This window comes from Posidoniimonas polymericola (assembly GCF_007859935.1).
GTDB classification, from domain to species: domain Bacteria; phylum Planctomycetota; class Planctomycetia; order Pirellulales; family Lacipirellulaceae; genus Posidoniimonas; species Posidoniimonas polymericola.
Genome location: NZ_SJPO01000005.1, coordinates 104,695 through 125,855 on the forward strand (window position 1 = coordinate 104,695; position 21,161 = coordinate 125,855).

Annotated in this window: 20 protein-coding genes and 1 tRNA gene; 9 read left to right on the top strand and 12 right to left on the bottom strand. The window is 67.0% G+C overall.

Annotation, left to right across the window (positions count from 1 at the left end; translation table 11 throughout):
- Nucleotides 1–75: 75 nt before the first annotated feature.
- Complete coding sequence (locus Pla123a_RS11460; protein WP_146587024.1) at nucleotides 76–2,088, bottom strand: ATP-dependent helicase; 2,013 nt, start codon at nucleotides 2,086–2,088, stop codon at nucleotides 76–78.
- A 100-nt stretch (nucleotides 2,089–2,188) separates the two neighbouring features.
- Here Pla123a_RS11460 and Pla123a_RS11465 point away from each other — a divergent pair, with 100 nt between their 5' ends.
- The 3 genes from Pla123a_RS11465 (at nucleotide 2,189) to mscL (ending at nucleotide 4,984) form a co-directional block, all read left to right on the top strand.
- On the top strand, nucleotides 2,189–3,139 hold the full coding sequence (locus Pla123a_RS11465) for a hypothetical protein (RefSeq protein ID WP_146587026.1): 951 nt from the start codon (nucleotides 2,189–2,191) through the stop codon (nucleotides 3,137–3,139).
- 146 nt (nucleotides 3,140–3,285) lie between these two features.
- Nucleotides 3,286–4,269, top strand: a complete 984-nt coding sequence (locus tag Pla123a_RS11470) for an RluA family pseudouridine synthase (RefSeq protein ID WP_146587028.1) — start codon at nucleotides 3,286–3,288, stop codon at nucleotides 4,267–4,269.
- A gap of 301 nt (nucleotides 4,270–4,570) precedes the next feature.
- Complete coding sequence (gene mscL / locus Pla123a_RS11475) at nucleotides 4,571–4,984, top strand: large-conductance mechanosensitive channel protein MscL (RefSeq protein ID WP_146587030.1); 414 nt, start codon at nucleotides 4,571–4,573, stop codon at nucleotides 4,982–4,984.
- A gap of 648 nt (nucleotides 4,985–5,632) precedes the next feature.
- On the opposite strand, the gene purN is transcribed toward mscL, so the two are convergent.
- From purN to Pla123a_RS11495, 4 genes are all read right to left on the bottom strand, one after another.
- A complete protein-coding gene (gene purN / locus Pla123a_RS11480) occupies nucleotides 5,633–6,268 on the bottom strand; it encodes a phosphoribosylglycinamide formyltransferase (RefSeq protein ID WP_146587032.1) in 636 nt (211 codons plus the stop codon).
- Nucleotides 6,261–6,776, bottom strand: coding sequence for an arsinothricin resistance N-acetyltransferase ArsN1 family B (locus Pla123a_RS11485; RefSeq protein ID WP_146587034.1), 516 nt, complete (start codon nucleotides 6,774–6,776; stop codon nucleotides 6,261–6,263). The genes purN and Pla123a_RS11485 overlap by 8 nt, the downstream gene beginning before the upstream one ends.
- A gap of 119 nt (nucleotides 6,777–6,895) precedes the next feature.
- Nucleotides 6,896–10,498 carry an isoleucine--tRNA ligase gene (gene ileS / locus Pla123a_RS11490; protein WP_146587036.1) on the bottom strand — a complete coding sequence of 1,201 codons (3,603 nt, stop codon included), beginning with the start codon at nucleotides 10,496–10,498 and terminating at the stop codon, nucleotides 6,896–6,898.
- A gap of 134 nt (nucleotides 10,499–10,632) precedes the next feature.
- Nucleotides 10,633–11,019, bottom strand: coding sequence for a hypothetical protein (locus Pla123a_RS11495; RefSeq protein WP_146587038.1), 387 nt, complete (start codon nucleotides 11,017–11,019; stop codon nucleotides 10,633–10,635).
- A gap of 184 nt (nucleotides 11,020–11,203) precedes the next feature.
- Between Pla123a_RS11495 and Pla123a_RS11500 the strand changes: the two genes are divergently transcribed.
- From Pla123a_RS11500 to Pla123a_RS11510, 3 genes are all read left to right on the top strand, one after another.
- Nucleotides 11,204–11,965 (top strand): PIG-L family deacetylase, encoded by a 762-nt coding sequence (locus Pla123a_RS11500; protein ID WP_146587040.1) that lies wholly within the window; start codon nucleotides 11,204–11,206, stop codon nucleotides 11,963–11,965.
- 60 nt (nucleotides 11,966–12,025) lie between these two features.
- Nucleotides 12,026–12,838 (top strand): class II aldolase/adducin family protein, encoded by an 813-nt coding sequence (locus Pla123a_RS11505; RefSeq protein WP_146587042.1) that lies wholly within the window; start codon nucleotides 12,026–12,028, stop codon nucleotides 12,836–12,838.
- An 88-nt stretch (nucleotides 12,839–12,926) separates the two neighbouring features.
- Nucleotides 12,927–13,766 carry a universal stress protein gene (locus Pla123a_RS11510; RefSeq protein ID WP_146587044.1) on the top strand — a complete coding sequence of 280 codons (840 nt, stop codon included), beginning with the start codon at nucleotides 12,927–12,929 and terminating at the stop codon, nucleotides 13,764–13,766.
- A gap of 125 nt (nucleotides 13,767–13,891) precedes the next feature.
- On the opposite strand, the gene Pla123a_RS11515 is transcribed toward Pla123a_RS11510, so the two are convergent.
- Nucleotides 13,892–14,995 (bottom strand): tRNA adenylyltransferase, encoded by a 1,104-nt coding sequence (locus Pla123a_RS11515; protein ID WP_146587046.1) that lies wholly within the window; start codon nucleotides 14,993–14,995, stop codon nucleotides 13,892–13,894.
- A 221-nt stretch (nucleotides 14,996–15,216) separates the two neighbouring features.
- On the opposite strand from Pla123a_RS11515, the gene Pla123a_RS11520 reads away from it, so the two are divergent.
- Nucleotides 15,217–15,300 (top strand) — tRNA-Leu (locus Pla123a_RS11520).
- Nucleotides 15,301–15,555: 255 nt separating this feature from the next.
- On the opposite strand, the gene Pla123a_RS11525 is transcribed toward Pla123a_RS11520, so the two are convergent.
- On the bottom strand, nucleotides 15,556–16,536 hold the full coding sequence (locus Pla123a_RS11525; protein ID WP_146587048.1) for a DUF1571 domain-containing protein: 981 nt from the start codon (nucleotides 16,534–16,536) through the stop codon (nucleotides 15,556–15,558).
- 212 nt (nucleotides 16,537–16,748) lie between these two features.
- Here Pla123a_RS11525 and Pla123a_RS11530 point away from each other — a divergent pair, with 212 nt between their 5' ends.
- Both Pla123a_RS11530 and Pla123a_RS11535 read left to right on the top strand, forming a co-directional pair.
- Nucleotides 16,749–17,420 (top strand): MBL fold metallo-hydrolase, encoded by a 672-nt coding sequence (locus tag Pla123a_RS11530; RefSeq protein ID WP_146587050.1) that lies wholly within the window; start codon nucleotides 16,749–16,751, stop codon nucleotides 17,418–17,420.
- Between the two features lie 18 nt (nucleotides 17,421–17,438).
- The gene (locus Pla123a_RS11535; protein ID WP_146587052.1) at nucleotides 17,439–17,792 is read left to right on the top strand and encodes a hypothetical protein; all 354 of its coding nucleotides are present in this window, start codon (nucleotides 17,439–17,441) and stop codon (nucleotides 17,790–17,792) included.
- Nucleotides 17,793–17,806: 14 nt separating this feature from the next.
- On the opposite strand, the gene Pla123a_RS11540 is transcribed toward Pla123a_RS11535, so the two are convergent.
- The 5 genes from Pla123a_RS11540 to dnaJ are packed head-to-tail and all read right to left on the bottom strand — an operon-like array spanning nucleotide 17,807 to nucleotide 21,158.
- Complete coding sequence (locus Pla123a_RS11540) at nucleotides 17,807–18,871, bottom strand: hypothetical protein (RefSeq protein ID WP_146587054.1); 1,065 nt, start codon at nucleotides 18,869–18,871, stop codon at nucleotides 17,807–17,809.
- On the bottom strand, nucleotides 18,859–19,032 hold the full coding sequence (locus Pla123a_RS11545) for a DNA gyrase inhibitor YacG (RefSeq protein ID WP_146587055.1): 174 nt from the start codon (nucleotides 19,030–19,032) through the stop codon (nucleotides 18,859–18,861). The genes Pla123a_RS11540 and Pla123a_RS11545 overlap by 13 nt, the downstream gene beginning before the upstream one ends.
- A gap of 39 nt (nucleotides 19,033–19,071) precedes the next feature.
- Nucleotides 19,072–19,401, bottom strand: coding sequence for an FmdB family zinc ribbon protein (locus tag Pla123a_RS11550; protein WP_146587057.1), 330 nt, complete (start codon nucleotides 19,399–19,401; stop codon nucleotides 19,072–19,074).
- Between the two features lie 42 nt (nucleotides 19,402–19,443).
- Complete coding sequence (locus tag Pla123a_RS11555) at nucleotides 19,444–19,989, bottom strand: nucleotide exchange factor GrpE (RefSeq protein ID WP_146587059.1); 546 nt, start codon at nucleotides 19,987–19,989, stop codon at nucleotides 19,444–19,446.
- A 20-nt stretch (nucleotides 19,990–20,009) separates the two neighbouring features.
- Entirely contained in the window at nucleotides 20,010–21,158 is a 1,149-nt protein-coding gene (dnaJ, locus tag Pla123a_RS11560) for a molecular chaperone DnaJ (RefSeq protein ID WP_146587061.1), read from the bottom strand.
- Nucleotides 21,159–21,161: the final 3 nt, after the last annotated feature.

Genomic DNA, 21,161 nt, shown 5'->3' on the forward strand with positions numbered 1-21,161 from the left:
GCGTGCTTCAGGCTACGGGAGCAACTGGCGGCGAGCCAGTCCCCGATTTTCGACTCGTGGGCTCAGATCTCACCGCTATCGTCTCCGTCCGTTAGTGTGCTGGTTCTTGGGGTGGCGGTGCGGCGCCCGCTCGGCCTGGCCGGTCATCTCGTACAGGAAGCGGCTCGGCAGGGTGTCGCGGGCCTTGCCCCACTTGCGACGGGTGAGGGCGAGCGACAGCGTGAGCCGATCCTGCGCGCGGGTCACGCCGACATACGCGAGTCGGCGTTCCTCGTCGATCGATTCGTTCTCGGCCTCGATCGAGCGGCGGTGCGGCAGGATGCCCTCCTCCATGCCGACCAGGTAGACGTGGGGGAACTCGAGCCCCTTGGCGGCGTGCAGGGTCAAGAGCGCGACCGAGTTCTGGTCGAGCTGCGACTCCTTGTCGTTGTTGTCGCCCGGCCCGCCGAGGGCGATCTCCTCGAGGAACCCGTCGAGCGGCCGCGCGGTGGGGTCGTCGTCGTCATCGTCCTTGGCGTCGTACGATGCGGCGGCGTTGACGATCTCGCCGAGCGCGGCGAGCCGGGCGTCGCGCTCGTTCGGGTCGGGGTAGATGCGGTCGAGCTCCTGGCGGTAGCGGGCCTCGTCGATGACGCGGTTCACGAGCCGCTCGACCGGGCCGTCGTCCTTGCGCCACGACTCCACCATCTGGACGAGCGCCGCGCAGCCCTTCTTGGCGGCCGGCGTCAGCCCTTCGACGTTGGCGAAGTCGGCCACGACCCGCCACAGCGGGACGCCGCGCGACACGGCCTGCTCCATCATCCGCTTGCGGGCGGTGTCGCCGATGCCGCGGGGCGGGGTGTTGAGCACCCGCAGCAGCGACGGCTCGTCGTCGGGGTTGGCGGCGAGCTTCATGTAGGCCATGACGTCGCGGATCTCGCGGCGGTCGTAGAAGCTCATGCCGCCGATCAGCACGTAGGGGACGTCCTGCGCGCGGAGCTCGGCCTCGAACGCGCGGGGCTGCTCGTTGGTGCGGAACAGGATCGCGACATCGCGGTACCGCAGCTTGGTCTGCTCGACCTTGCGGCGGATGTCGAACACCACCTCCTTGGCCTCGGTGAGCTCGTCCTTGTACTGCATGATGCGGGGGGGCTCGCCGCCCCCCTTGGCGGGCCGCAGCACCTTGTCGTGCCGGTGCGCGTTGTGGACGATCAGCGTGTTGGCGTAGTCGATGATCGGCTTGCGGCTGCGGTAGTTGGCCTCCAGCCGGACAGTCTTGGCCTCGGGCCAGTCTTTGTTGAACGTGAGGATGTGGGTCACCTCGGCGCCGCGCCACGAGTAGATCGACTGGTCGTCGTCGCCCACGACGCACAGGTTGCGGTGGCCCATCGCCAGGCCGCGGACAATCTCGTACTGGCTGTGGTTGGTGTCCTGGTACTCGTCTACCAGCACGTGGTCGAAGCGGCCGGCCTCCTCGCGGCGGAGGGTCGGGAACTTGCGGAACAGCTCCTCGGTCAAATACAGCAGGTCGTCGAAGTCGACCGAGCCGCTGTTCTTCAGGTGGTTCTGGTACCTGCGGTAGGCCGATGCGGCGAGGTGCTCGCGGTCGGTCTCGGCGATGCCGCCCGCCTGCGAGGGCGTCACCGAACGCATCTTCCACTGGCTGATGATCGCCAGCAGGTCGCCCGGCTTGAGGGCGTCGTTGGGGGCGCGGATCTCACGCAGGGCGGTGCGGGCGTGGCTCTCCTGGTCGCCGCGGTCGGCGATGGTGAACTTCTCCGGGTACCCCAGGTGCGTGGCGTGCCGCCGCAGGATCCGCACGCAGAGCGAGTGGAAGGTGCTGATCTCGGGCTTGGGGGTCCCCCGCTTGCGGCGTTTCCGCTTGCCTCCGTTCAGGAGCTCGGCGGCCCGCTCCTGCATCTCGCCGGCCGCCTTGCGGGTGAAGGTGACCGCCAGGATGCGGTCGGCGGCGACCCCGCTCTTGATAAGCTGGGCGATCCGGAAGGTCACGACGCGGGTTTTGCCCGTGCCGGCCCCTGCCAGCACCAGCAGGGGCCCGCGGAGCGTCATCACGGCGTCTTGCTGGGCGGGATTGAGGCCGGCGGGCATAGGGATTGGGGAAATCGGGGTTAGCCCGTAATATAGAGTGCTTCGGGCGGCAGCGAGGCCGCCCATGATAGATTGCCAACCGCAAACATTAAATCGCCCTATGGACTCCCAACACCGTCACGAACTCGCCGAGAACGAGCTGGCCCACTGGCTCGAGGACTTCATCGAGAACGTGAAGCCGTACGCCTCGCTGATCTTGATCGGCGTGATCGGCGCCATCGCGCTCTTCACCGCTTGGGGGTACTACCAGAAGTCCAACAAGGCGAGCCGCGCCGCCGACTGGAGCCTGTATACCATGACGGCCCTGGAGGGCGTGCCGCGGATGAGCACCCTCGAGACCGCCGCCCTCGAGCTTGACGACGCCGGAGCCCCGGCCAACTTTGCTAGCATCACCTGGGCCGAGGGCAAGCTGTACGAGGCCTCCGAGAGCGTCCTCACCGACCGCGACAACGCCCTCAAGGCGACCGACAATGCCCGCCAGAAGTTCGAACGGCTGCTGCAGGCCAAGGGCGTCAGCCAGGAGATCCGCGACCGGGCCCAATTCGGCCTGGCCCGTAGCTACGAGCTCGACAGCGACTACGACAAAGCGATCGAAGCCTACAAGGCGACCAAGGGCGTCTTTGCCGAGCTGGCCGCCGAGCGGGCCGAGGAGCTCGCCAAGGATTCCCTCAAGGAAGACCTGCAGTGGCTGGCCGCCGCCAAGGCGCCGCAGTTCAGCATGCCAAGCGGCCCCGGCGCCCCGGGCCAGCAGCCCGACTTCAGCCCCGACGACCTCGACCTCGGCGCCGCTGGTCAGGCCGAACCGGAATCCGACATCACCCTCGACGACCTGCTCGAGAGCTACCAGGGCAGCGCCGCCGCTGAGGACGAGCCCATGGCCGACGAAGAACCCGCCGCAGAAGAGGCGGCAGGTGACGAAGCCGGGGAAGGCGATGAGGCGCCCGCAACCAAGTCCGCAGCAGCCCCTGAAGCTGAATCCGCCGACGCCGAATCTGAGCCGGCCGATGCCGAATCGACCGACGACGCCGAAGGCGAGCCGACCGACGAGTAGTTCGACTCCGGAAAAACGGGCGCCGGTGGCGCTCTCACCAGGCGAGCCACCGACGGCTCGCATTCCGGACCATGAAGCATGGGGAGCTTCCGCTGTCGCGGAGCGCCCCCGGCGCCCCGTGTTCTCTACGCGGCGATTCACGTTCTATGCCTGCATCGCCGCCCCACGAGCTGCCCGCCGACCTCACGGTCGATGAAGCCGACCACGGCAAGCGGATCGACGCGTTCATCGCCGCCGCCCTGCCGGGCTTCAGCCGCAGCCTGCTCCGCAAGGCGATCGACACCGGCGCGGTCGCCGTCGACGGCACGAAGCGGAAGCCGTCGTTCCGCGTCGAGACCGGCATGACCGTGCGGGTCGACTCGTTCGAGCTGCCGCAGGAGGGCCCCGCCCCGCAGGCGATCGCGCTGGACATTCTGCACGAGGACGACGACCTGATCGTCGTGAACAAGCCGCCCGGCATGGTCGTGCACCCCGCCAAGGGGCACTGGGAAGGGACGCTTGCCAGCGCGCTGGCGCACCACTTCGGCCAGCTCTCTGACATCGGCGGGGCCGCCCGGCCCGGCATCGTGCACCGCCTGGACCGCGACACCTCCGGCGTGCTGGTGGTCGCCAAGCACAACCGGGCGCACGAGCACCTGGCCGCCCAGTTCCACGACCGCACCACCGAGAAACGCTACCTGGCGATCACCCAGGGCGTGCCCGACCGCGACGAGGATGTGGTCGACAAGCCAATCGGCGACCACCCCCACAGCCGGGAAAAAAAGGCGGTACGCATCGGCCACCCCTCGAGCCGCGACGCGCTCACACGGCTCAAGGTGCTCGAGCGGTTCCGCGGCTTCGCGCTGGTCGAGTGTATGCCTAAGACCGGCCGCACCCACCAGATCCGCCTGCACCTGGCCCACATCCACTGCGCGGTGCTGTGCGATCGGCTGTACGGCGGCCGCAACCAGATCACCGAGGGCGAGCTCACGACCGGTCGCCCCGGCGGCGAGGTCGTGCTCGCCCGCCAGGCGCTGCACGCCACGCAGCTCTCGATCGATCACCCCACGACCGGCGAGCGGGTGACCTTCCAGGCCAAGTTGCCGACCGACATCGAACAGACGGTTTCCCGGCTGCGGGCGGCGAAGTGAATCCGTGGGTGCTTGCTGCAGAATTGTCAGCGGCTACATTGGCTTGTCGCCGAGAAGCTTGAAACGGGGGCTGGCTCGCGGCCGCGCGGCAAGTGGTTGCCAAGCAGCAGGCTTTATCGCGGCCGAGTGCCTGTCCCCGTTTCAAGCGGCGCCTCACGAGAGAACCGAAACGACTAGGTTGGTCCGTCCAAAAACGGAGACAGGCACGGCGCGAGCCAAGTGAAAATGGGCTCGGTCCCGTCGAACGCTTCGAGCCAGTCCCCGTTTTCGGACGCGTCACCCCTACAGCAAGGAGCCCGCGATGGGCCTGATTGCCGAGTTCAAAAAGTTCGCCCTCCGCGGCAACGTGGTCGACCTGGCGGTCGGCATCGTGATCGGCGCCGCGTTCAAGGACATCGTCACGGCGTTGGTCGACAAGATCATCATGCCCGTGATTGGCGCCATCACGGGCGGCATTAACTTTGGCGACAGAGCGTTTAAGCTGCCGGTGCCGGGCCTCGACGCCGCCGACCAACCCGAGATCGGCTACGGCGCCCTCCTGCAGGCGTCGATCAACTTCTTGATCATTGCCTTTGCGCTGTTCCTGGTTATTAAGGCGATCAACAAGGTCGAGGAGCAGTTCGCCGACCCGGGCCAGCCCGACCCCGCGCCGCCGCCCGAGGACATCAAGCTGCTCCGCGAGATCCGCGACGCGTTGGTGAAGAACGAGGGCTGACTTCGATCCGATCCAGGCCCAGCTTATCCCCCTCCCCGGCAGGGGGAGGGGCTAGGGGAGGGGGTTCGCCCCGGTTTTCGGCAGCGTTACGGCTCCTAAGAACAAGAGGTCGCAGAGAGAAGCGGGCGCCGCACGCTATGCTAATTTGTGCAACCGCTTCTACAGCAAGACGAGTCTGTCAGGCAAACTCTGCCTTACTGCCTTGACGAGCGTAGAGCAGCTTCGAAATCGGTCGCAAAAATTGCGAATTGATCGTGCCATCCTTCACCTTCAGCGATCTGCTGGATAGGCCCCGATGACGAGAAGTAGTGCTCTAGTTGTCGATGATCGAAAGCCTTCCTCTTGCCGATTGCTTCGATAGCGATCGCAAGATCCATTGCGATATCGGCGTCGCTAAGCCCATCGATGGACCAACCGTTCTCGCACTTTTCTAGGCGATTCTTCGTCTCAGCCAGGCATGTCAACAGTCGTGAGGAATTCATACTGGCAGTCTGAAGAGGATTTTCTTCGAGACTGAATATTGCGTAGGAAACAGGAGGACGCAGAGAAAGCAGAGAAGAGTCGGCCGCGCGTGCTCTGCTCTCTCTGCGTCCTCCTGTTCTCTGATTTAAATGCGGGTGGGCCTGGCGGCCCACGCTAAGCGTTTTCTTATCCGCGGCCGCCGATCGTGACCTTCCGCCCCTCAACGTGCACGCGGCCGTTGGCCAGCAGCTTCAGCACGTGCGGGTAGGCTTCCTTCTCGGCCTCGAACACGCGGGCGGCGAGGGTGTGGGCGTCGTCGTCGTCGAAGACCGGCACCGGCTGCTGCCAGATGATCGGGCCGTTGTCGTACTCGTTGTCGACAAAGTGCACCGTGACGCCGGTCACCTTGGCGCCGTAGTTCAGCACTGCCTGGTGCACGCGGTCGCCGTACATGCCGTGCCCGCAGAACGACGGGATCAGCGACGGGTGGATGTTCACCACGCGGCCCTCGAAGTCGGGCGGCACCGGGGCGAACTTCAGGAAGCCGGCCATCACGACCAGGTCGACCCCGGCGTGGCGGCAGGCGGCGAAGATCGCCTCGCCGTAGGCCTCGTGCGAGTCGAAGCCCTTCCGCTCGATCACCTCGCGGGCGATGCCGGCGTCGTCGGCGAACTGCTGGCCGGTCGCTTGGCCGCTGCTGGCGACGACCAACTTGATCTCGACCGGCAGCGAGCCCTCCCGCGCGAGGTCGATAAAGTTCTTCAGCGTCCGGCCCGAGCCAGAGATCAGGACGGCGATTTTCATCTTGGACGCGTCAGGCATGTTCGATTGGGTTGGTGAGAGTCTTCTGCCAGTAGCCGACATCGATCCAGCGATCGAACTTGTAGCCTACCTCCGTGTAGTGGGCCGCCTTGACGAAGCCGAGCCGCTCGTGCAGCGTCACGCTCGCCGCGTTGGGCAGGGCGATCCCGGCCATCAGCACGTGCACGCCGCGGCCCTCGAGTCGCCGTAGCAACTCATCATACAGTCGCCTGCCGTGCCCGTTGCCGCATGCGGCTGGCGAAAGGTAGACGCTGGTCTCCAGGGTATGCCGGTAGGCGGCCCGGGCGTGCCAGCGGCTCGCGTAGGCGTATCCTACCACCCCTTCGCCCGTTTCCAGCACCAGCCAGGGGTTATCCCGCGTCACGGTTTCGATGCGGCGTCCGATTTCCTCGGGCGTGACCGGTTCGAGCTCGAAGGTAACCACCGTGTTGGCGATGTAGTGGTTGTAGACTGCGGCAATGGCGTCGAAGTCGGCCGGCGTGGCGTCGCGGATTTTTGTCGGAACCATAGAATGCTCGTGTCGCACGCGGGCCCGACCTAAGCCAGCAGCGAGCCCTCCCGAGCTTCGGTCCAGGGGTTGGCGTCCCTGGCTACGTGCTGTCGGCCTTACGGGCCTGGGCCGATCAGCTACGCCAACCGTCTCACATACAGCTTGGCCGCGTGGTCGCCTAGCGCAATGTCGACCGGCTCAACGCCGCTCAGCGGCTGGAGCAAGAGCTTGTCGGCTAGGGTTTCGCCGGCGAGGTACTCCTGGTGCTGCTCGACCGCCTGCCGGACCGGTTGGGCGTCGGTCTCGACGCCGATCTCGATGCGGTCGGTGAACTCGCAGCCGATCTCCTTGCGGCGGTCCTGGATGGCGCGTTTCAGGTCCTGGGCCAGGCCCTCGGCGATCAGCTCGTCGGTCAGCTCGGTGGCCAGCACCACCACGACGCCGCGGTCGTTGGCCGACGCCCAGCCCTCCTTGGCGGTGATGCGGATCTCGACCTCCGCCGGCAGCAGCTCGACCTCCTGGCCCTCGACCGTCAGGTTGATCTTGCCGTTGTCGCGGAGGTTGGCCAAGAGCTCGCTGCCGCTCGCCTGGTTGAGCGCAAACTTGACCTTCGGCATCAGCTTGCCGAGCTTCTTGCCGAGCAGCTTGAAGTTCGGCATCACCTCGTGGTCGACGTACTTCTCGGGGGCGTCGCTGTAGGCGACCGCCTTGACGTTGAGCTCGTCCTGGATGACGCCGGCGTGCTCCTCGAGCCACGCCTGGTGCGTGTTGTCGGCCAGGATCACCTCGACGGTCGAGAGCGGCTGCCGCACCTTGAGGACGGCGCCTTCGCGGGCGCGGCGGCCGAGTGAGCTGATCAGCCGCACCAGGTCCATCCGCTCGGAGAGGTCTTCGTCGACGACCTTGGAGTCGGCCTCTGGGTAGTCGCACAGGTGCACGCTCTCCAGAGCGGCGCCGTCGAACACGCCGGCGAGGTTCTGCCAAAAGTTCTCGGCCAGGAATGGCGTGAACGGGGCGATCAGCTTGGCGCTGGTCACCAGGCACTCGTACAGCGTCCAGTAGGCGTCGAGCTTCTCGGCCGAGCGTTTGTCCTTGGCCCAGAAGCGGTCGCGGCTGCGGCGAACCCACCAGTTGGAGAGCGCGTCGACAAACGTGGTGATCGCGTCGCAGGCGCCGTAGTTGTCGTACGCGTCCATCCGATCGGTCACCAGGCCGGCCGTGCGGTGCAGCTCGCTGATGATCCAGCGGTCTAGCTCGGCGCGGTCGGCGAGCGGGCGGTAGGAGTCCGCGGCGGCGAAGTCGCTCGGGGCGAGCTGCCCAATCCCCCTCCCTTGCAGGGAGGGGTTAGGGGAGGGTAGAGCGTCGCCCGTAGTTGCAACCGTCTTCTGATTTGCGGCCGTACCCCCTCCCTCAGTCCCTCCCCCCGAGCGGGAGGGAGGCTGGGGCGCGGCTCCACCGCCTAGTTCGGTCGCCGGATCAAACTCGTCGATATTGGCGTAGATCACGAAAAAGCTGTAGCAGTTCCACAGCCGCAGCAGGAACTCCGGGATGCTGTCCTTGATCGCCTGCTCGCTGTAGCGGATCGAGGTCCACGGCGGCTGGTTGGCGAACAGGTACCAGCGGAGCGCGTCGGCGCCGTACTTGTCGAAGATCTGGTTCGGCTCGCGGTAGTTCCGCTTGCTCTTGGACATCTTCTGCCCGTCCTCGCCCAGCATCAGGCCCAGCACGATGCAGTTCTTGAATGGGTGGGGATACGATTGCGGATCTCGGATTGCGGACTGCGGATTCTCTGGGCTCTCGCCCCAGAGCATGGTTGAAATCGCCAGCTGGCTGTAGAACCAGCCGCGGGTCTGGTCGATCGCCTCGGAGATGAAGTCGGCGGGGAACTGGCTCTCGAAACGCTCGCGGGGCTCGCCCTCGGCCTCGCCCTTGAAGCCCCACTGCGCGAACGGCATCGCGCCGGAGTCGTACCAGCAGTCGATCACCTCGGTGACGCGGCGCATGCGGGCGCCCTTGGCGTGGGGGCTGTCGTAGGTGACCTCGTCGATGTACGGCTTGTGGACCTTGAGGTCCTCGGGCAGTTCGGGGTTGGCGGCCTTGGCCTGCTCCCACGCCTGGGTCCCGGCGACGCCGGGCTTGGCGAGAAGCTCCTCGTAGCCGCCGATCGCCTCCTGCTTGCCGGTTTTTTCGCACTGCCAGATCGGCAGCGGGGTGCCCCAGTAGCGTTCGCGGGAGAGCGCCCAATCGACGTTCGACTCGAGGAACTTGCCCATCCGGCCGCCCTTGATGTGCTCGGGCAGCCAGTTGATCTGCTGGTTGTTGGCGATCATCGCGTCCTTGAACGCGGTGGTCTTGATGAACCAGCTCTCGCGGGGGTACTGGATCAGCGGGTCGTCGTCGGCCCGCCAGCAGAACGGGTAGTCGTGCAGGTACTGCTCCTGGTGGAACAGCAGGCCGCGCTCTTTCAGCTTGCGGGTGATGTCCTTGTCGCAGTCCTTGACCCAGCGGCCGCGGACGAACTCGGGCGCCTCGGCGGTAAACTTGCCGTCGGGGCCGACGCAGTTGATCAGCGCGGGGCCCTGCCCCGGCTCGAACAGCTCCTGCTGGGCGACCAGCACCTCGTAGTCGACCTCGCCGAACGCGGGCGCCTGGTGCACCACGCCGGAGCCGCTGTCGGTAGTGACAAAGTCGGCCGGCACGACCCGCCAGGCGGTGTAGGCCTCGCCGCCCGACTTGAGCCGGCCCTGCTGGCCTCCGCCGAGGTCGAATGGCGTGGTGTCGGGCTGGCTGCCTTCTTGCTCGCGGAGCATTTGTCGCCGCTGCGCCGCGGCCAGGGTGTAGTAGCACTCGAACGGGGGGATGTACCGCAGACCGACCAGGTCGGCGCCGGGGAAGGTCTCCTCGACGGTCAGCTCCCGCTTGAGCTTCTCGGCGAGCGGCTGGACGAGGTCCTTGGCGAGGATGTAGGAGCCGCCCTCTTCGGCGTCGGCGACCTTGGCGTACTCGATCTCGGGGTGCACGGCCGCGAACTGGTTGGACGGCAGCGTCCACGGCGTGGTCGTCCAAACGATCAGCGAGGTCTTGGACGGCACGCCCTCCTCAAGCAGCGGGAACTTGACGTACACGCTCGGGTCGGCGACCTGGCGGTAGCCCTGGCCGACTTCTCCCGCGCTCAGCGCGGTGCCGCCCTGGGCCCACCACCAGACGATCTTGTGGCCCTGGTACAAGAGGTCGCGGTCGAAGAGCTGCTTGAGGCTCCACCACACACTCTCGACGTAGCTCTGGTGGTAGGTAACGTACGCCTTGTCGAGGTCGACCCAGAAGCCGAGCCGCTCGGTCAGGCGTTCCCACTCCTGCATGTAGCGCCAGACGCTCGCCTGACACTTCTGGATGAACGGCTCGACGCCGTGGGCCTCGATCTCCTCCTTGGAGTGGATGCCGAGCTCTTTGCAGACCTCGACCTCGACTGGCAGGCCGTGTGTGTCCCATCCCGCCTTGCGCTCGCAGCGGTAGCCGCGCATCGTCTTGTAGCGGGGGAAGACGTCCTTGATCGCGCGGGTCAGGCAGTGGCCCGGGTGGGGCATGCCGTTGGCCGTCGGAGGCCCCTCGTAGAACACAAACGGCTCGGCGCCCTCGCGGCGGTCGAGCGACTTGTGGTAGACATTGTTCTCTTTCCAGAACCGCAGGACGTCTTCTTCGAGCTGCGGGAAGTTGGGCGATCCGTCGGCGGGTTTGAACATTGTTGGGCGCTGGTCGTTGGGCGTAGGTCTTGGGGACGCTGGGAGGGCGAGCCGGCTGAGCAACGAGCGGGCCGCCTCAACCACATCCGCAAAACGGCATCACTCCGCCCCCCAACGACTCGCGGCACGGCGGGTCACTCGTCGTCGAAGTCGGGGTCGTCGTTGAACGAGCCCTCGTCGTCGGACTCTTCTTCCTCGTCGGGCGGGAACTCGTCGGCGTACTCGCTGTCGCCGAGGTCGTCGTCCCACTCCTCCTCGAAGTCGTCGTCGAACTCGTCGTCGAAGTCGTCGTCCTCGAAGTCGTCGAAGGGGTCGCTCGAACAGACCTCGCCCGGGGCCGCGGAGCCCCAGCGATCGCCGAGCGACTGCCAGCGGTCGCCCTGCTGCGGGGCGTCGGCCGGCCCCGTCACCTCAGAAAACGAGACCACGGCGGTCGCCAGAGGGTTCATCTCGGGCGCCACGCCGCCCAGCGGGGCGACTTCCATCGGGTTCCAAGAGTCAGACGCCTGGGTGACCATCACGCGATGCCTTGTTATTTTTAGGGTTCGGTTTTGCGGGTCCGCGTGCCGGCGGGCGACCGGCAGTTTGATAGAATCGTCATTTTGCCTTCTCGACGCCTGTCCGGCTATGCCCGACCCGGCCCCGGCGCTAAAAATTACCGCCTACAGGGCGTCAGAATCGGGCCAGCAACCAACTCACCGCGATATGCCAGAACCAGACACCCCCGACCTGCCCGAACCCCTGGACGTTATCGCCGTGGGCGCCCACCCGGACGACGTCGAGATCGGCTGCGGCGGCGTGGTGGCGAAGCTCGTCGAGCAGGGCTACCGGGTCGGCATCGTCGACCTGACCGACGGCGAACCGACCCCCGGCTCGCCCGGCCCGGAGGCCCGGCTGGCCGAGGCGGCCGAGGCGGCCCGCTGCCTGGGGGCCACGCACCGCGAGACGCTCGACCTGCCCAACCGGCGGCTGTTTGACGACTTCGACGCCCGGGTCGCCCTGGCGAAGGTGCTGCGACGCTGGCGTCCGCGGCTGGTGATCGGCATCAGCGACCGCACGCCGCTCGCCTCGCCGGACCACTGGCAGGCCCGGCAGATTGTTGACGCCGGCGTTTTCTATTCGCGGCTCACCAAGTGGGACGAGAAGTTCGACGGGCTGCCGCCGCACCGCATCGCGGCCCAGCTGTACTACCCGTTGTCGTTCTACTCGCTCGAGGCGCCGATCGACGGCAACTACTTTGTGGTCGACATCAGCTCGACACTCGAGCAGAAGATGGCCAGCATCCGGGCCTACGCCACGCAGTTCCCGCCGGAGAAGCAGGAGATCTTCGCCAAGGTCACGGCCATGGCGCAGCGGTTCGGCTCGGCGGCCGGCTACCAGGCCGGCGAGGTGCTCAGCAGCCCCCGCGCGATCGGCACCACCGACCTGATGGGCCTGGTGTTCGACGCCGGCCCGCGGCCCACCTGACCACCTTCCCCACGCCCCAACGAAAAGGAACGCCTGCCGCCGGGGCACGCGGCAGACTCCATGAGCGAATACCAAGCGATCAAAGAGGAGATGTGCGAGATTGGCCGGCGGATGTACGCCCGCCACTTTGTCGCCGCGAACGAGGGCAACCTCTCGGTGCGCGTCGACGAGGACCGGGTGCTCTGCACGCCGACCTTCTTCTGCAAGGGCGTCATGTCGCCCGACGACATTTCAACCGTCAACATGCAGGGGGAGCAGCTCGCCGGCAAGCGGAAACGCACCAGCGAGGTGCTGCTGCATCTGGAGATCATGAAGGAGCGGCCCGAGATCAGGGGCGTCGTCCACGGCCACCCGCCCCACGCGACCGCGTTTGCCGTCGCCCGCGAGCCGATCCCGACGGGCGTTCACCCCGAGGCCGACGTGTTCCTGGGCGAGGTGCCGATTGCCGACTACGCCACCCCGGGCGACGACCGCCTGGCCAGAACGATCCTGCCGTTCGTCCACAAGTGCAACACGATCGTGCTCGCCAACCACGGCACGGTGAGCTTTGATGTCTCCCTAGAGCAGGCGTACTGGTGGACCGAGATCCTCGACGCGTACTGCCGTATGCTGATCCTGGCCAGGCAGGTCGGCCGCGTCCAGCGGTTGTCCGACGCCGAATGCCGCGACCTGATCGAGCTGAAGCAGCGATTCGGCCTGTCCGATCCGCGGGCGGGCGAAGAGTTTGCCGACGCCGACCTGACCACCAGCCCGCTGTTCCGCGACACCTGGGCCCAATCGCGAGCCGACGCCCGGGCGTTCGGTCGGACCGACATTGAGGATGGTCTGGTCGACAAAATCGCCAAGCGGGTTGTTGAGCTCATGAAGCAGTAACCGAACTCCGCTCGTCACGCGAGGTTTGCTATACTTCTGGGTACCGGAGGTCCGTTTTGCTGATTCACTCTTCCCGGAGGCGAACGATATGATTGGTCGAATTCTCGTGGCGCTCGGCGGAACCGAGTACACGCTAGTGGCCATCGACACGGCGGTCGCCCTGGCCAAGCAGCACAACGCCGAACTAACCGGTGTAACCGTTATGAACACCGAGCGGCTGCGGCGGATCGGCCCGGTGCCGATGGGCGCCGGGGACATCGCCCAGCAGCTCCGCGACGAGCGGGTCGCCCTGAGCCGTGAAGCCGCCGAGCTGGTTATCTCCCGGTTCCAGCAGGCCTGCACCGAAGCGGGCGTCAAGCACAGCGTGCTGCATGAGGAGAACGACGAGGCGGCCCACTACCTGATCCAGCTCTCCCGATACCACGACCTGGCCGTCATCGGACTCAAAGCGGCCTTCGACTACGGCGTCGAGGGAACCGCAAGCGACCCGGTCAAGCTGCTCGACCGACTCATCACCGGCGGCGTGCGGCCGATCATCGCCGTGCCCAACACGCCGTTCGACGCCAAGCGGGCGCTGATCGCCTACTCCGGCAGCATGGAGTCGGCCCGCACCCTGCGGCACTTCCTCAACTCCGACCCCTGGCCCGGCGTCGAGACCCGCATCGTCACCTTCGGCAAAGACAACGAGGAGAACCAGGCCCTGCTGTCCGACGCGGTCGCCTACTGCGCGTCGCACGGCCGCACAGTCGAGGCCGAGGTGATCGACGCCTCGCCCAACAAGGGCCTGCTCGAAGAGGCCGACCGCTGGGACGCCGACGTTATCGTCCTTGGCAACAGTCACAAGAGCCTGCTGATGCGGCGCGTCCTCGGCGAGACCGTGCTGCACATCGTCCAAAACTCCGAGAAGGCGCTGTTCCTCGGCCAGTAAGAATCCTCCCTCCCCCTCCGGGGGAGGGCCGGGGTGGGGGTGAAGCGCGCCGCCGGCTTGCCCAACCTATCCGCGGCGCAGCCGCGTGTAGTCCTCTCCCCTCGTGGGGAGGGGATTCTCGACGACTACCCGAACATCTCGTCCAACTCCCGCAGGTAGTCGAGCGCCTCGTCGAGTTCGGGCGCCTCGGCGCCGGGCTGGCGGCCGGCTCGGTCGCACTCGCCCAGGGCGATCAGGTCGTGGTAATGCTCGCTGTCGCGGAGGCGGCGTTTGGCCCGTGCGCCCAGCGTGCCGTCAACCAGCTTGTGGCACAGCATGTGGTGCTCGATCAGCCAGGCGGTCCGCTCGGTGACGAAGCCGTCGAGCGCCTCGAGCCCCGCGGCGACGTGGTCGTACGGGTCGATCGCCTTGCCGACGTCGTGCAGCAGGGCGGCCGCCAGGAACTCCTGGTCGTAGGCGTGCTCGTCCCGCGCGTGATCGAACACCTGCAGGCTGTGGTACAGCGCGTCCCCCTCCGGGTGGTAGTCGGGGTTCTGCTTAACGTTCTCTAGCGGCAGCAGCAGCGACTCGTACAGCTGGTAGACGTCGACCTCGGCCTCGATGTCGGCGACCTCTGCCTCAAGGTCCACGCCCGGGTACTGCTGGGCCAGGAACTGCTCGAGCTGGGGGACGCTGGCCCGTTCAATCGGCTTGCCGGTGATCGAGCTCTTGAAAACGTAGTGCGCCTGGTCGGACGCGTAGAGCGTCAGCTCGAAGTCGAACCCGCTGCGGACGTGCACGTGGGTGTAGACCTGCTCCTCGCCCTGCTTGCGGACCAGCTTCTTCTCGACCGCGTACGTCAGTCCCTCCTGCTCCAGCAGGTGGGTGACCGACTCGACACTGTCGGCGAACAGGTGCAGGTCGATGTCCGAGCCCTCACGGGTGTGGCCGGTCAGCACGCTGCCGATCAGCCGCGGCCGCCAGCGTTCGAGCCGCCGCATCATCGCCAGGGCCGCCAGCCGCATCGCCCGCAGGTTCTCGGTGCGGGAATCCCCCTCGTAGAGCCGGGCGAACGACTGGATCTGGTCCCGGATCTCGGCGTTGCTGGGGAGGTCGGACGGCTTGACCCATCCCTTGGTGAGCTGGCGGGCGGCCTTCATCTTGGCCCGGTAGTACTCCGACTCCTGTCGGTCGTACATCAGGCGTGCGGCCTCCCAGGCAATCTGGCGGCGCAGTTTCGAGTTTCGCATTCAGAGCGGCGTCGTGAGCCCAGTTGACCGACGCGGGGCATAGCGTAGGCACAGCGTTACCGCTGGCGTGATCACCGGCCACGGCGGGTCCGGTCAGAGCAGTTTAGCAGGCGGTGCGGCCGGGAGAAGCAAGATCGTGGCCGGCGGCCCGTTTTTTTGCCGGCCCCCTCTTGCCGAACCTGCCGACATTTGGGATGGTCTAGGGCTCAGCAGAGATGCACGCCGCCGTGGCGGAATTGGCAGACGCGCATGGTTCAGGTCCATGTGCCCGCAAGGGCGTGGAGGTTCGACTCCTCTCGGCGGTACTCAGCTGCGAGCGGCCAGCTCGTGTTGTCAGCTTCTGGCGGCAAGCCTTGGGAAACCCAGGATTTGCCGCCAGGAGCTTTTTTTATGGATCCGCCGCGGCAAAACGGCGGGCAGGAACGTGCGCGTCGTGAGCGCAGCGGCCTCCGCAGCAGAACCCGGGAAGCGCTGCGGCTCTGCCGCCTCACCGTGCCGCCCCAACCGTGCCTCGTTGAACGCGCCGCGCGTGCCTCAGGCCTGTTGAGCGACGCGACTGCTCAGTTGAACAGGTTCGGGTTCTCGGCGTCGAAGTCGGCGTCGGTCAGGCCGGGGTTGAGCACGACGTCTGTGTGGAAGTAGCTCTCTTCGAGCTGCGGACCGTCACCTTGGTTCATCGGCCAGCTGTAGGCGTCGTAGCCGGTCGGGATGCGGTGCTCGTGGTCGACGAAGATCCGTGCGATGTAGAAGCGGAAGTTCTTCCGCGGCACCGGGTGCTGGACCTGGATCATTGTGCAGGGGCGCCCGTCGACGGGGACCACGGCGTACTTGGTCTCGCACTCGCCGTACTTGACGTCTTCCTTGGCGATCCGCAGCAGCTCTTCGGTCAGGTACTTCATGCCGGTCAGGGTGATCGGGTACCGCTGCCCGTCTAGCGCCATGCGGCCGTCGACCGGCAGCCAGACCTTGCCGATCTTGCGTTTCCAGCCGCTCCCCTCGAGCGCCACGAGCTTGTGCTTGTTGGTCGCCGAATTGTACAGCACCTCGCGGCCAGCAAACGGCTGGACAAACTTCACGTACACCGAGAACGGGTCGTGCCGCACCTTGAGGGCGATCCGCTGTGCCGGCGTCACTTTGCCGTCGATCCGCTCCTGCTTGGTCAGCGTGGCCGAGTAGCCGCGGATGTTGTTATTGATCTCAGCCAGCCCCTGCTCGGCCAGCCGGATGCACGGCATCAGCGGGTGCTCGCCCGGCAGCTCGTAGATGTCGAACGGCGATCCCTCCAGCCCTTCGGGTCGCGTCGCGCCGGCCGGCAGCGAGACCGGCGTCACGTGCGGGTCGACCCGCGGGCTCGACGCAGGAGCCGCCGGCATCGCCGCCTGGGCCAGCTGAACCGGCGCCTGAGCTGGCGGCGCCTGAGCCGGTGCGGCCTGCTGGGCGGGGACGCGGTACACGGGCTGGGTGATCTGCTGCGCCGCAGCGGGCGCCAGCGGCGCCATCGCCAACACGGCAGTAAGCAGGTAGCGGGCGGCGGGGGTCATGCGGGGGGTCTCCGTACGTAAGCAAGGTGGGCCGGCGTCGCCTGCCTCGTTTCTTGTCTTGGGCCACACGGCCGGACAGAGGCTTCACTACGCACCCTATGGCTGGTCAGGTTCACCAACTATCGTAGACGAAGCCCGAGAATCGCTGAAAGAGCGAAAAGCCCCGGGCGCCGGCACGATCATCCGCAACCGCACCGTCCCACAACATTCCCATGGATAGCAGCCCGATCCGCATTGAGCCCATTGTTTCGGAGTTTTTCGCCGAAAACGCGTACATCGTCTGGCGGCAGGGCGACTCGCGAGCGGTGGTCGTGGACCCCGGGTTTAGCCCCGAACTGATTATCGAGTTCCTCGGTCGCGAGCAGCTCACCCCGGACGCCATCCTGCTCACGCACGGGCACTCCGACCACATCGCCGGCAACCAGGCCCTCAAGGACAGCTGGCCCGACTGCCCGCTGATCATCGGCCACGGCGACGCCTACAAGCTGACCGACCCCCAGGGCAACCTGTCCGCCAACTACGGCGTCGCTTTGGTCAGCCCGCCCGCCGACCAGACTGTCAGCGAGGGTGATAGCATCGAGGCCGCCGGCATCCAGTTCGACACCCTCGAGACCCCCGGCCACTCGGCCGGCCACGTGGTGTTCCTCTACGAGTCCGAAGGCCGAACCCACGTCCTCGGCGGCGACGTGCTGTTCCAGGGCAGCGTCGGACGCACCGACTTCCCCGACGGCAGCTTCGACGACCTGCGGGCCTCGATCCACGACAAGCTGTTCCCGCTGCCCAGCGACACGGTCGTTTACCCCGGGCACGGCCCGACCACCACGATCGGCGAGGAGAAGCAGCACAACCAATTCGTCGGCCGCTCGGCCGGTTACGACCTCTAGAGAATCGAGTCCCCCACGATGCGCGTGCTGCTGATCTCCGCCGACCTGATGATTGCTTCGATGCTGGAGGGCGCCGCGCGCGGCGCCGGGGCCGAGCTGGTAGTAGCTAGCGTCGCGGTGGCGGCCGAGCAGCTGTCCGCCGCGCCGTGCCGGCTGGCGATCATCGACCTGGCGAGCGCCGCCGACGTGCCCGCCCTGATCGAGTCGCTCCGCGCCGCCGCGCCCGAGGTCAGGCTGCTGGCGTTCGGCCCGCACGTCCACAAAGCGAAGCTAGAGCAGGCCCAGCAGGCGGGCTGCGAATTTGTGATGAGCCGCGGCCAGTTCCACAACTCGGCCGGCGCGATCTTGGCCGAACTCGCCAAAGCGAATTGAGGAATCGCCGGCCCTCAGGCCCGAGGGTCCAGCTCGTCGACCTGCACGCCATCCACGTCGCGGCGGAGCAGCAGGTACACCGCCACCGCCGCCGACCAGGTGTAAGCCGCCAGCACAATGACCGGCAGCCGCGCCGCGAGTGTCGTAAACCAGAACGCCGCCAGACGGTCGGCGGGCGTCGGGTCTGTGGTCACGGCCGGCAGGCACTCGAGGGCGACCCACGACAACGCCTGGGCCACTGCCGACGAGGCAAGCGAAATGGGAGCCGCCACGAACAGGGCGGTCAGCAGGTACCCTAGCAGCCGCACCGGCCGCTGGGTCACATACGCGAACGCCCGACTGGTCGCGTCGAAGGCGTCGGTCTGCTCGACGGCGGGGCACGCCATCAGGATCAGCCAGTTCACAGCCAGCAGCACCAGCAGCACCGCGCCGACCGCGGCAAGCGCAAGCGGGATCGGCAGCAGCAGCGCCGACAACACCCCGAGCACCGGCACGCGCATCGCCAAGCCGTGCAGCCAGAGCGGGATCATCAACGCGGCCACCGCAAGCCCTACCGCGAGCAGCGGCAGGCAGCGAGTCAAGAGCTGGCGGGCCGAAGCCGCCATCGCCGCGAACAATGCGGCGGGGGGCCGGTGGGTCAGATCGGCGGCCGCGATCTGCGAGATGGCGCCCCCAACGAGCGACCACCACACGACCAGGCCAACCGCCCGGGCGACGCCGAGAATCCCTCCATCAGGAGCGAGCGTCAGGCCCGCTATCGCGCCGGTCAGCCACCGCCAGTAGGCGAGCGGTGTTAGGAGTACGCCCTCGAAGGCTCCCCCCCAGCTCACAAGATGCACACCACTCGACGCCGGCCCTGGGACGAGCCCGCTCGGGGGCGTCACGAGCACCGCTCCGACCGTCACCCCGACCGCGGCCAGCAGCAGCACCCGCAGCCGGAACGCGGGCGCCAACGAGCGGGCCATGAACCGCCACGGGAACAGCCCCTGGGATTCGTCCCCAGCGGGCCGTGCCTCGGGGGTGCGCGGCGTCTGCGGCGACTGCTCCACGGCGTCAGGTCCCTGCGTTAGTTGTTCCACTCGGGCGGCTGCTCGTCCGCTTCGGGGTCGGGGACCGTCGGCAGCGAGTACCCTTCGTCGAGCCACCGCCCCAGGTCGATCAGCTTGCAGCGTTCGCTGCAGAACGGCATCGCGGGCGTTTTTTTCGGCGAGAAATCGTTGTTGCAGACCGGGCAGAGCATGCGTTTCGCGGGGTTTGCGGTGGTCGGCGATTGGAGACGCTAGGACTTGTCCGACTTGCCTCTTGACGCGGGCTTCGATTCGGTCTTCGACTCAGTCTTCTTGGGGGAAGGCTTCGAGTCGCTCTTGGAATCGCCCTTGGAGGACTGGCTCTTCTTGTCCTTCTCGGCCGCCTTCTTGTACGAGTCGCTGCGGTAGTCGGTCTCGTAGAAACCCGAGCCCTTGAACACCACCGCCGCGCCGGTGCCGAACAGGCGCCGCAGCTTGAGCTTGCCGCACTCCGGGCACTTTTTCTTAACCGGGTCGTTGATCCCCTGGAACAACTCGAACTCGTGGTCGCACGCGTCGCACTGGTAGTCGTACGTTGGCATGGGCGTGAACTCTAGGCCTCGGAATAGGAACGGAACGGCGACCTACGCGTCGCCAGCCGCGGGGCCAGACGAAACGATCACCTGGCTCGCTCGCACGACGCGGTCGTGCATCTTGTAGCCGGTCTGGACGTCCTGCAGCACCGAGCCGGCCGGCACTTCGTCGGAGGGCTGCTGGAGGATCGCCTCGTGGAAGTCGGGGTTGAACGGCTCGCCGGCGGCGCTAATCGCCTCGCACTTGTGCTGGGTGATCGCGGTGAGCAGTTGCTGGCGGACCAGCTTGATCCCCTCGAGCAGGCCCCCCGTCGAGCCGCCTGCGGGGCCCTCTTTCTCGGCCGCGTCGATCGCGCGGTCGATGTTGTCGAGCACCGGCAGCAGGTCGCGCGCCAGCGGCAACGCGGCGTACTGACGCTCTTCCTGCATCTGCCGCGCGCCGCGGGTGATCTGGTTCTGCACCTCGGCCTGCAGCCGCAGGATGCGGTCGTTGGCGGCGGCCAGCTTGTCCTCGACGGTCGGCTCGATGTCGTCCGCCTGGATGTCTTCCACGGTGACGTCCAGGCCTTCTTCGGTGGGCTCTTGTTGTTCTGCCATCTTGCGGCTCCTTTACTCCCCTACTTAGATTCCTCTGCCTGGGCGGGCTCGTCCTCGTGCTTGAAGTACTCCTTCAGCTGACCGAAGAACGTCTTCCGCTCGGGGGCCACGTTCTTGTGCTCCAACTGCGCGAGCTCCCGGAGCTTCTGCTTTTCTTCCTTCGACAGCTTCTTGGGAACCTCGATCGTAACCTGCACGAGCAGGTCTCCCAAGCCTCGGCGACGCGGGTCGGGCATCCCCTTGCCGGGCATGCGGAATACCTCGCCGGACTGCGTGCCGGGCGGCACCTCGAAGTCGGTCTTGCCCTGCAGCGTGGGGATCTCCACCTTGCTGCCGAGGGCGGCCTGCGTGTAGCTGATCGGCACCCGGCAAACCAGGTGCTGGCCCTCCCGCTCGAACAGCGGGTGCTGCAGCACCGACACAAAGCAGTAGCAGTCGCCCCGCGGGCCGCCGGCGGGGCTCGGCTCGCCCTCGCCAGAGATCCGCACCCGCATGCCGTCGTCGACGCCGGCGGGGATCTTGACCTTGGTGACCACTTTGCGGAGCTTCTGGCCGGCGCCGCGGCAATCGCCACAGGGCCGTTTGACGGTCGAGCCCTCGCCGTGGCAGGCGGGGCAGGTGGTCTGCATGCGGATGATGCCGGCCGACTGGATCACCCGCCCGGCGCCGCCGCAGTAGCCGCAGGTCTCGCGCGAGCTGCCGGCCGCCGCCCCCGAGCCGCTGCAGGTCTCGCAGGTCTCGTGGCGTTGGAACTCGACCTCCTTCTCGCAGCCGTTCGCGGCCTCGTGCAGCGTGAGCGTGACATCGCACCGCACGTCGCGTCCCGGCCGGGCGCGGCCGGGGCCGCCGCCACCGGCGAACATGTCGCCGAAGATATCGCCGAACGCCGAGAAGATGTCGTTGACGTCGTGGAAGTGGCCGCCGCCCCCACCGCCGGCACCGTTCACGCCGGCGTGGCCGAACCGGTCGTAGCGGGCCCGCTTCTCGTCGTCAGAGAGCACCTCGAACGCCTCGGCGCACTCCTTGAACCGTGCGACCGCCTCGTCGTCTCCCGGGTTCTTGTCCGGGTGGTACCTGATGGCGAGCTTGCGGTAGGCGCTAGAGATTGTCCCGCCGTCGGAGGTCCGTTCGACGCCGAGCACTTCGTAGTAGCAGCGTTGGGTTGCCATCAT

What these genes read in the sequence shown, in the direction of transcription:
- Pla123a_RS11485 (WP_146587034.1), bottom strand. Translation starts at nt 6,776, where the DNA reads ATGGTTCCGACAAAAATCCGCGACGCCACGCCGGCCGACTTCGACGCC.
- Pla123a_RS11555 (WP_146587059.1), bottom strand. Translation starts at nt 19,989, where the DNA reads ATGGCAGAACAACAAGAGCCCACCGAAGAAGGCCTGGACGTCACCGTG.
- Pla123a_RS11510 (WP_146587044.1), top strand. Translation starts at nt 12,927, where the DNA reads ATGATTGGTCGAATTCTCGTGGCGCTCGGCGGAACCGAGTACACGCTA.
- Pla123a_RS11530 (WP_146587050.1), top strand. Translation starts at nt 16,749, where the DNA reads ATGGATAGCAGCCCGATCCGCATTGAGCCCATTGTTTCGGAGTTTTTC.
- Pla123a_RS11550 (WP_146587057.1), bottom strand. Translation starts at nt 19,401, where the DNA reads ATGCCAACGTACGACTACCAGTGCGACGCGTGCGACCACGAGTTCGAG.
- Pla123a_RS11500 (WP_146587040.1), top strand. Translation starts at nt 11,204, where the DNA reads ATGCCAGAACCAGACACCCCCGACCTGCCCGAACCCCTGGACGTTATC.
- purN (WP_146587032.1), bottom strand. Translation starts at nt 6,268, where the DNA reads ATGCCTGACGCGTCCAAGATGAAAATCGCCGTCCTGATCTCTGGCTCG.
- ileS (WP_146587036.1), bottom strand. Translation starts at nt 10,498, where the DNA reads ATGTTCAAACCCGCCGACGGATCGCCCAACTTCCCGCAGCTCGAAGAA.
- Pla123a_RS11535 (WP_146587052.1), top strand. Translation starts at nt 17,439, where the DNA reads ATGCGCGTGCTGCTGATCTCCGCCGACCTGATGATTGCTTCGATGCTG.
- Pla123a_RS11505 (WP_146587042.1), top strand. Translation starts at nt 12,026, where the DNA reads ATGAGCGAATACCAAGCGATCAAAGAGGAGATGTGCGAGATTGGCCGG.
- mscL (WP_146587030.1), top strand. Translation starts at nt 4,571, where the DNA reads ATGGGCCTGATTGCCGAGTTCAAAAAGTTCGCCCTCCGCGGCAACGTG.
- Pla123a_RS11460 (WP_146587024.1), bottom strand. Translation starts at nt 2,088, where the DNA reads ATGCCCGCCGGCCTCAATCCCGCCCAGCAAGACGCCGTGATGACGCTC.
- dnaJ (WP_146587061.1), bottom strand. Translation starts at nt 21,158, where the DNA reads ATGGCAACCCAACGCTGCTACTACGAAGTGCTCGGCGTCGAACGGACC.
- Pla123a_RS11465 (WP_146587026.1), top strand. Translation starts at nt 2,189, where the DNA reads ATGGACTCCCAACACCGTCACGAACTCGCCGAGAACGAGCTGGCCCAC.
- Pla123a_RS11515 (WP_146587046.1), bottom strand. Translation starts at nt 14,995, where the DNA reads ATGCGAAACTCGAAACTGCGCCGCCAGATTGCCTGGGAGGCCGCACGC.
- Pla123a_RS11525 (WP_146587048.1), bottom strand. Translation starts at nt 16,536, where the DNA reads ATGACCCCCGCCGCCCGCTACCTGCTTACTGCCGTGTTGGCGATGGCG.
- Pla123a_RS11545 (WP_146587055.1), bottom strand. Translation starts at nt 19,032, where the DNA reads ATGCTCTGCCCGGTCTGCAACAACGATTTCTCGCCGAAAAAAACGCCC.
- Pla123a_RS11470 (WP_146587028.1), top strand. Translation starts at nt 3,286, where the DNA reads ATGCCTGCATCGCCGCCCCACGAGCTGCCCGCCGACCTCACGGTCGAT.